Annotated in this window: 8 protein-coding genes and 1 pseudogene; 5 read left to right on the top strand and 4 right to left on the bottom strand. The window is 51.2% G+C overall.

Annotation, left to right across the window (positions count from 1 at the left end; genetic code table 11):
• Positions 1 to 169: 169 nt before the first annotated feature.
• Both mobB and mobA read right to left on the bottom strand, forming a co-directional pair.
• Positions 170 to 673 (bottom strand): molybdopterin-guanine dinucleotide biosynthesis protein MobB, encoded by a 504-nt coding sequence (mobB, locus tag IM300_RS17585; RefSeq protein ID WP_193037599.1) that lies wholly within the window; start codon positions 671 to 673, stop codon positions 170 to 172.
• On the bottom strand, positions 670 to 1254 hold the full coding sequence (mobA, locus tag IM300_RS17580; RefSeq protein ID WP_193037597.1) for a molybdenum cofactor guanylyltransferase MobA: 585 nt from the start codon (positions 1252 to 1254) through the stop codon (positions 670 to 672). Before mobA ends, mobB begins: the two co-directional genes overlap by 4 nt.
• A gap of 68 nt (positions 1255 to 1322) precedes the next feature.
• Here mobA and IM300_RS17575 point away from each other — a divergent pair, with 68 nt between their 5' ends.
• The 3 genes from IM300_RS17575 (at position 1323) to dsbA (ending at position 3305) form a co-directional block, all read left to right on the top strand.
• On the top strand, positions 1323 to 1592 hold the full coding sequence (locus tag IM300_RS17575) for a YihD family protein (protein ID WP_003861904.1): 270 nt from the start codon (positions 1323 to 1325) through the stop codon (positions 1590 to 1592).
• Positions 1593 to 1667: 75 nt separating this feature from the next.
• Positions 1668 to 2654 (top strand): serine/threonine protein kinase, encoded by a 987-nt coding sequence (locus IM300_RS17570; RefSeq protein WP_193037595.1) that lies wholly within the window; start codon positions 1668 to 1670, stop codon positions 2652 to 2654.
• Between the two features lie 27 nt (positions 2655 to 2681).
• Positions 2682 to 3305, top strand: coding sequence for a thiol:disulfide interchange protein DsbA (dsbA, locus tag IM300_RS17565; RefSeq protein ID WP_063449666.1), 624 nt, complete (start codon positions 2682 to 2684; stop codon positions 3303 to 3305).
• 22 nt (positions 3306 to 3327) lie between these two features.
• Here dsbA and IM300_RS17560 read toward each other — a convergent pair whose 3' ends face one another.
• Entirely contained in the window at positions 3328 to 4236 is a 909-nt protein-coding gene (locus IM300_RS17560; RefSeq protein WP_193037593.1) for an acyltransferase, read from the bottom strand.
• Positions 4237 to 4675: 439 nt separating this feature from the next.
• Between IM300_RS17560 and polA the strand changes: the two genes are divergently transcribed.
• Positions 4676 to 7468, top strand: a complete 2793-nt coding sequence (gene polA, locus IM300_RS17555) for a DNA polymerase I (protein WP_193037591.1) — start codon at positions 4676 to 4678, stop codon at positions 7466 to 7468.
• Between the two features lie 310 nt (positions 7469 to 7778).
• On the opposite strand, the gene yihA is transcribed toward polA, so the two are convergent.
• Positions 7779 to 8408: a ribosome biogenesis GTP-binding protein YihA/YsxC gene (yihA, locus tag IM300_RS17550; protein ID WP_003861913.1), complete on the bottom strand. Its 630-nt coding sequence runs from the start codon at positions 8406 to 8408 to the stop codon at positions 7779 to 7781.
• A gap of 299 nt (positions 8409 to 8707) precedes the next feature.
• Here yihA and IM300_RS22860 point away from each other — a divergent pair.
• Positions 8708 to 8794: pseudogene (locus IM300_RS22860) on the top strand (hypothetical protein); the annotation flags it as partial.
• Positions 8795 to 8984 lie beyond the last annotated feature (190 nt).

Raw genomic sequence — 8984 nt, 5'->3', positions numbered from 1 at the left:
CAGAAGTGAAACGCCGTAGCGCCGATGGTAGTGTGGGGTCTCCCCATGTGAGAGTAGGGAACTGCCAGGCATCAAACAAGTGAAAAGGCCATCCGCAAGGATGGCCTTTTTGCGTTTATACGTCGAAAAAAAGTAGGCCTGGTAAGGCGAAGCCGTCACCTGGCAGATCTCAGACTGCACACCACTCCACAATAAACTCTGCAATCACATCCACGTTATTCAAATCCAGAACCGGTACGTCCAGCGACAACGCAACGTCACTGGCTACGGCAATAACATGCTCATCCAGCGTTAACTCACTTACGTTATGCCCCGCATCGCTTCTGAACAGCAGGATCTTCGCAACAGCCTCGTGCTTGAACCCCTCAACCAGCACCAGATCCAGCGTGGAGTGATTCATCCGGCTGACAAGATAAGCGAGATCCAGCGGTGCTTCATCCGGTGTTTCTGTCATTAACGCCCAGCGCTGGTGACTCGCCACCATCGTTTGTGCCGCGCCAGCCTTACGCAGCTCATAGCTATCTTTCCCCGGCTTATCGACGTCCATGTTATGGTGCGTGTGCTTAATCAGTCCGGAACGAATGCCTTTAGCGCAAAGTGCAGGTATCAGTTTTTTTAGCAGCGTAGTTTTCCCGGTGCCGCTCCAGGCAGAGATCGCTAAAACGGGTATCATTTCTTCTCCTGCATCATCTGCAAATCTTCCGTCGTGTTTACATTCACAAACGCCGATTTCATGTCGCTAAAATCAACGGCGTGCCCCCCTGACTGGCGCATAAATACCATTACGCGTCGCTCTCCTGAAGCCAGATAAGCGTCCAGTGCGGGGATTAACGCGCGGTGAATCAATGCGATCGTTGGATGGTCGCGTTCACCATCATGCACCCAGACGACGGGAGCACCATCGCGCCGCTCCGCCAGACGTTCAGCCAGACAGGACGGGATGAAGGGTGTATCACATGAACAAAAGAGAAACCACTCTCCGTGTGACTGCTGCATAACGGAAAGCATTCCCGCCAGCGGGCCGGGGTAGTCCACCAGGTTATCCTGATAAACCGGATATCCACTGCGCTGATAAATATCGATATGCCGGTTAGCGCTGATCGCCATCGACGACACCTGATTTGCCAGCGTATCAGCAACATGCTGCCATAAGGGGGTATTGTTCAGGAGCTGAAGACCCTTATCTTTTCCGCCCATTCGTGTTGCCCGGCCCCCGGCCAGAACGACCCCGATGATTTGCTGGCATTGATTCACGAATATCGCCTCTTTTATTGTGGGATTGACCCTGCTAACGTGTCTCTCTAAATGAAAGGAGCACTACCATGAAATGTAAACGTCTTAATGAAGTCATTGAGCTTCTCCAGCCGGCCTGGCAAAAAGAGCCAGAGCTGAATCTGATGCAATTTTTACAGAAACTGGCGAAAGAGTCAGGTTTTGATGGTGAACTGGCAGACCTTTCTGACGACATCCTGATCTACCACCTCAAAATGCGTGACTCGGCTAAAGATGCTGTAATCCCTGGCATTCAGAAAGATTATGAAGAGGATTTTAAAACCGCATTACTGCGCGCCCGAGGCGTAATTAAAGAGTAAAAGCTTGTAAGCGGAGCCACCGAAATCGCCACAAGATGATATCCTGAATCATTCGTATAATTTCCGGATGATCGGATGAACGACCAGGCTTTTACTTTCCAGACATTACACCCGGATACCATTGTGGATGCGCTGTTCGAGCAGGGTATTCGGGTGGATTCCGGGTTAACCCCTTTAAACAGCTACGAAAACCGCGTCTATCAATTCCAGGACGAAGAGCGCCAGCGCTTTGTCGTAAAGTTCTACCGTCCGCAGCGCTGGTCCGCAGAACAAATTCAGGAAGAGCATCGGTTTGCCCACGATCTGCTGGCTGAAGATGTTCCCGTTGCGGCACCGATCAAATTCAATAACCAAACGCTGCTGAGCCATCAGGGCTTTTACTACGCGATATTTCCGAGCCTGGGCGGAAGACAGTTTGAGGCGGATAATATCGATCAGATGGAATGGGTCGCCCGCTATCTGGGGCGCATTCATCAGACGGGACGCAAAAAACCGTTTGTTGCCCGTCCGATGATTGGTGTTCAGGAATACCTTATTGAGCCGCGACAGGTATTCGAAACATCGGCGCTGATCCCGAAGGCGCTTAAGGATAAATTTCTTACGGCGACCGATAAGCTTATTGATGCGGTAAAAACCTGCTGGCGGGATGATATTACCGCTCTGCGCCTGCACGGTGATTGCCACGCCGGGAATATTCTCTGGCGTGATGGCCCCCTGTTTGTCGATCTCGATGACGCACGTATGGGGCCTGCGGTTCAGGATTTGTGGATGCTGCTCAACGGTGATAAAGCCGAGCAGCGCATGCAGCTTGAGACCATAATTGAAGCTTATGAAGAATTTAGCCCCTTTAATTCAGATGAAATTGCCTTGATAGAGCCTTTACGTGCGATGCGATTTGTTTATTATCTCGCGTGGTTAATCAGGCGTTGGGAAGATCCGGCTTTTCCCCGAAATTTCCCCTGGCTTACCGGGGAGGATTACTGGCGCAGCCAGATATCCACATTTACCGAGCAGGTTAAGGTTCTTCAGGAACCCCCTTTGCAATTAACGCCGATGTATTAATTGGACACACTCAGGAGAGAGTTAATCATGAAAAAAATTTGGCTGGCGCTGGCTGGTATGATTCTGGCATTTAGCGCAACTGCTGCGCAGTTTACCGACGGCAAGCAGTACATTACGCTGGACAAGCCTGTTGCTGGCGAGCCTCAGGTGCTGGAGTTCTTCTCCTTCTACTGCCCGCACTGCTACGAGTTTGAGCAGGTGCTTCATGTTTCTGACAACGTGAAGAAAAAGCTGCCGGAAGGCACCAAAATGACGAAATACCACGTTGAGTTCCTTGGCCCATTGGGTAAAGACCTGACTCAGGCGTGGGCGGTGGCGATCGCGCTCGGTGTGGAAGATAAGATCACCGCGCCTATGTTTGAAGCGGTACAGAAAACCCAGACCGTACAGACCACGGCAGATATCCGTAAAGTATTCGTGGATGCCGGCGTGAAAGGTGAAGACTACGACGCAGCCTGGAACAGCTTTGTGGTGAAATCTCTCGTGGCACAGCAGGAAAAAGCTGCCGCGGACTTCCAGTTGCAGGGCGTGCCGGCGATGTATGTTAACGGCAAATACCAGGTGAATATGCGTGGTATGGACACGACCAGCATGGATATCTTCGTACAACAGTACGCTGATACCGTGAAACACCTGGTTGAGAAAAAGTAACAAACATAAAGAAAAACGCCGGTCATTGACCGGCGTTTTTGTATGAAGATTTCATCTTCGCTATCTGTTCGTCTTTCTCTTTCCAGAGTGTATTAAGCCAAAGCTGGAAACGACGTTTGAAGTTCTTATCGTTTACGTAATCACCGTGCAGCGCCTTGTCTACGGGCACCAGATCAACGCGGACTACGATACGTGTCAGCCTGCCGCTGAGCATATCGTAGAACGGCCTCCTGTCGTTTTCCGGATAGCAGAGCGTTACGTTCAGCAACTTATCAAACTGCTCGCCCAGCACGTTGAGCGCCATCGCGATACCCGCGGCCTTTGGCGGCAATAGATTCTGATAGGGAGAGCGCGTCTGCTGTCGCTTCTCTTCGGTAAAGCGTGACCCTTCGACGAAGTTAACGATGGTGGTGGGATGCGCGCGAAACTTCTCGCAAGAACGGCGTGTGGTTTCCACATCCTTACCGCGTCGTTCCGGATGACGAATTAAATAGCTGCGAGAATAGCGTTTCATAAACGGCATATCCAACGCCCAGCAGGCCAAACCAATGAAGGGCACCCAGGCCAGCTGCTGCTTCAGGAAGTACTTATTCATCGGAATGTGTTTGCGAAACAGCACACACAATACAACGATATCGGCCCAGCTGTGGTGATTGCAGATCAGCAGATACCAGTGCTTTTTGTTCAGCTTCTCCAGGCCCTGAACATCCCACTTCAGCCAGGGGTTCAGACACAACAGGATCGCCAGCCCTTCACACCAGCAGTACATCATAAAATTACAAAAAGCAGACACTGCGCGCCATACCGGAGGGACGGGCAGCAGGAGCTTAATTATTCCGGCAACGATGATTGGCACAGAACAGGCGATGGTAACCAGAATAGTTAAAATGACGCTTAGCAATAATGTTATCGCAGCGAGTAGTCTCGACATAATGAATATTTTCAGATAGTTAGCTGTAATTGAGCAGCCGGCTATCCGGTGCTGGGCGCCGATCTTATCAGAAATACGCCCAGACCAGGGCGCTTTCACACGAAGAGGCTGCTGCTTTTCCTGCTATGCAGCAAAATTCTCTATATAGACACGGTGCTTAAGGCTTATATCCACATAGACTAAATAACCACCAGTGGGAAGGGATCTTAAGCGATCTCAATTCAACCGATTGTTTTTCTTGAATAAATAAGTTTTCCTCATCAGCTTTATTGAACTGTTATTCACCTGTATTAAAAATATGCACAAACTTATCCACAGTTTGATTTTGCGAGCGATCTTCACGATCGCAAAATCTTTTCCTGTATAAAGCGCTAAAACCTGATGTTTTCATCCTTCTGTGGCATCCTTTACCCATAAATTCATAACAGGCACGGACATTATGGTTCAGATCCCAGAAAACCCACTTATACTCGTCGATGGCTCTTCTTACCTGTATCGGGCGTATCATGCGTTTCCTCCTCTGACCAACAGCGCAGGGGAACCTACCGGCGCAATGTACGGCGTGCTGAATATGCTGCGCAGCCTCATTCTGCAATATCACCCAACCCATGCGGCCGTGGTATTTGATGCGAAGGGTAAAACCTTCCGCGATGAATTATTTGAGCATTACAAATCTCACCGTCCTCCCATGCCTGACGATCTGCGTGCGCAGATTGAACCGCTGCACGCTATGGTGAAAGCGATGGGGCTGCCATTACTGGCGGTCTCAGGTGTTGAAGCTGATGACGTAATAGGTACTCTGGCGCGCGAAGCGGAAAAAGCCGGCCGCGCGGTCCTGATCAGCACCGGTGATAAAGACATGGCGCAGCTGGTAACGCCGGGGATCACGCTGATCAACACCATGACCAATACCATTCTTGGCCCGGAAGAAGTTGTCGCCAAATATGGCGTGCCGCCAGAACTCATTATTGATTTCCTCGCCCTGATGGGGGATTCCTCAGATAACATTCCTGGCGTGCCGGGCGTGGGCGAAAAAACGGCTCAGGCGCTGCTGCAAGGGCTGGGTGGGCTGGATACGCTGTACGCAGAGTCCGACAAAATTGCCGGGCTTACCTTCCGTGGCGCAAAAACCATGGCCGGAAAGCTCGCCGATAACAAAGAGGTGGCTTATCTCTCCTATCAGCTGGCCACCATCAAAACCGACGTAGAGCTGGAGCTTACCTGCGAGCAGCTTGAAGTGCAGGAACCCGCCGCAGACGAGCTGCTTGGCCTGTTCAGAAAATACGAATTCAAACGCTGGACCACGGATGTCGAAGCCGGGAAATGGCTTCAGGCGAAAGGGGCAAAACCTGCGGCGAAGCCGAAAGAGACCCTCGTCGTTGATGCTGAAGAGCAGGAAGAAGAAGAGGCGGCAGCGCTCTCCTTCGACAACTATGAAACCCTCCTTGAGGAATCACAGCTCGTCGCCTGGATTGAAAAGCTGAAAAAAGCACCCGTGTTTGCTTTCGATACCGAAACGGACAGCCTCGATAACATTTCTGCCAATATGGTGGGCCTGTCCTTCGCAACGGAGCCGGGTATTGCAGCCTATGTTCCAGTAGCGCATGACTATCTGGATGCGCCGGAGCAAATCTCCCGCGAGCGTGCCTTAGAACTGCTGAAGCCGATTCTGGAAGACGAGAACGCGCTGAAGGTGGGGCAAAACCTGAAGTACGACCGCGGTATTCTGCAAAACTACGGCATTGAGCTACGTGGTATCGCTTTTGACACCATGCTGGAATCCTACATTCTGGACAGCGTGGCGGGCCGCCACGATATGGACTCCTTATCTGACCGTTGGCTGAAGCACAAAACCATCACTTTTGAAGAAATTGCCGGTAAGGGTAAAAATCAGCTGACCTTTAACCAGATTGCGCTGGAAGAAGCTGGCCGCTACGCCGCGGAAGACGCTGACGTCACGCTACAGCTGCACCTAAAAATGTGGCCAAAATTGCAGAAGCACGAAGGGCCGCTGAATGTGTTCCAGAACATTGAGATGCCGCTGGTGCCGGTGCTGTCCCGCATTGAGCGTAACGGCGTTAAAATCGACCCAACCGTGCTGCATAACCACTCTGGCGAGCTGGCGCAGCGACTGACCGAGCTGGAACAGAAAGCGCATGAGCTGGCGGGCGAGGCGTTCAACCTGTCGTCCCCGAAACAGCTGCAAACCATCCTGTTTGAAAAACAGGGTATCAAGCCGCTGAAGAAAACCCCGGGTGGCGCTCCTTCAACCTCTGAAGAGGTGCTGGAAGAGCTGGCGCTGGACTATCCGCTGCCAAAAGTTATTCTGCAATACCGTGGTCTGGCGAAGCTGAAATCGACCTATACCGACAAACTGCCGCTGATGATCAATCCGAAAACGGGCCGCGTACACACCTCTTATCATCAGGCTGTGGCGGCGACCGGGCGCCTTTCATCAACCGATCCTAACCTCCAGAACATTCCGGTGCGTAATGAAGAGGGCCGCCGTATTCGCCAGGCTTTCATTGCGCCAGAGGATTATCTGATTGTTTCCGCAGACTACTCGCAAATCGAACTGCGCATTATGGCGCACCTGTCGCGTGATAAAGGCCTGCTGACGGCGTTTGCCGAAGGGAAAGACATCCACCGGGCAACCGCTGCCGAAGTGTTTGGGCTGCCGCTCGAGAGCGTGACGAACGAACAGCGTCGTAGCGCAAAAGCGATCAACTTTGGTCTGATTTACGGTATGAGCGCCTTTGGCCTGTCACGTCAGCTCAACATTCCGCGTAAAGAGTCGCAGAAGTATATGGATCTCTACTTCGAGCGGTATCCGGGCGTGCTGGAATATATGGAGCGCACCCGCGCGCAGGCGAAAGAGAAAGGCTACGTTGAAACGCTGGACGGCCGTCGTCTCTACCTTCCGGACATCAAATCCAGCAACGCCGCGCGCCGCGCGGGTGCTGAACGTGCTGCGATCAACGCCCCGATGCAGGGCACGGCCGCAGACATCATTAAACGTGCGATGATCGCCGTTGATGCCTGGCTGGAAAAAGAGAAACCGCGCGTAAAAATGATCATGCAGGTACACGATGAACTGGTATTTGAAGTTCATAAAGACGACCTGGATACGGTCTCACAGAAAATCCATGAACTGATGGAAAACAGCATGAAGCTGGACGTTCCGTTGCTGGTGGAAGTAGGCAGCGGCGAAAACTGGGATCAGGCTCACTAAAGGTTCACGGAACAACGCGCGTTTTATGTAAGTAAGCAACATAAGAACGCGCATTTTGTGACGATCATTAGAATTCCCTATGTAAAGAATGAAAAAAAACTACAAAAAGTGCTTTTTCCAGCGATAAAAAAAGAGTAGAGTTAACGATGTAGGGTACAGAGGTAAGATGTTCTATCTTTCAGACCTTTTACTTCACGTAATCGGATTTGGCTGAATATTTTAGCCGCCCCAGTCAGTAATGACTGGGGCGTTTTTTATTGCGGCAAGGAAAGTTTCGGGCGAAAAAACGCGGTCATCGCCGCGCCTGTTGTTACTCTGCTTCCGCTTCTGTCGCCGGTTCCAGGTCGTTAAACCAGCTGTCGAGCTTCTGCCGCAGTTTGTCCACGCCCTGCTTTTTCAGCGAAGAGAACGGTTCAACCTGCACATCACCGTTGAATGCCAGCACCGCCTCACGAACCTTGTTCACCTGCGCCTTGCGCGCGCCGCTCGCCAGCTTATCCGCTTTTGTCAGCAGCACCAGCACTGCAATATCGCTTGCCACCGCCCAGTCAATCATCTGCTGGTCGAGATCTTTTAGCGGGTGGCGAATATCCATCAGCACCACCAGGCCTTTCAGACACATGCGTTTTTCCAGGTATTCACCCAGCGCACGCTGCCATTTGATCTTCATCTCTTCCGGTACCTGCGCGTAACCGTAGCCCGGTAAGTCGACCAGGCGTTTGCCTTCAGCCACTTCAAACAGGTTAATCAGCTGAGTACGGCCAGGTGTTTTTGAGGTACGCGCTAGGTTTTTCTGATTGGTCAGCGTATTCAGGGCGCTGGATTTTCCCGCATTGGAGCGGCCAGCAAATGCCACTTCAATCCCTGTGTCTGAGGGCAGGTGGCGAATATCGGGCGCACTGGTGACAAAATGCGTCTGTTGGTAGTTCCAGGTAGTCACGTGGTCGTCTCCAAAAATCGTAATCTGCGGGGGATTATACCTGAATGCGGGCAAAAGGCTTTTCCCATCGTCATTGACCTGTAAGTAAAGACCCTGCGGCGTGTGAGAGATCTGCCTTTATGCGTATGAGAAATTTCAGAGAAATCGCAGGCGCTAAAAGAATCAAAACATTAAAATTCAAAGAGTTAATAATGAGTAATTATCTGAAAATCCGGTTTAGTACCTTTTCGTTGCTTGTTAGTTTAAGAGAACAAGGTAAAGTGTGCGTCAAGGCGAGGATGCCAGCAGGATAACGACTTAAGGATAAGGGTCAGGAGCGCCAGGAGGCGAAGACTCAGGATTGTCAGGACGACCGGCGCCTGGAGGCGTTTTTAACAGGAAACGGAACCGTATCACGGACGGTAGTAGCCAAGGGATAAACAGGGTTTGTTGTAGGCAAACACGGAATGTCTGACCCGTTAAGGGTTGTGAGTCAGGAAAAAAGGCGACAGATTGCTCTGTCGCCTTTTTTCTTTGCTTGCTTTCTGCTAGATTTCGCCGCAATTCTATACTGAAGAAAACGACTTAAAGATAAAA

The sequence above is a fragment of the Enterobacter cloacae complex sp. I2 genome (assembly GCF_014896205.1).
In the GTDB taxonomy this organism is placed as follows: Bacteria; Pseudomonadota; Gammaproteobacteria; order Enterobacterales; family Enterobacteriaceae; genus Enterobacter; species Enterobacter quasihormaechei.
This window is presented reverse-complemented; position numbering and strand designations above follow the sequence as displayed.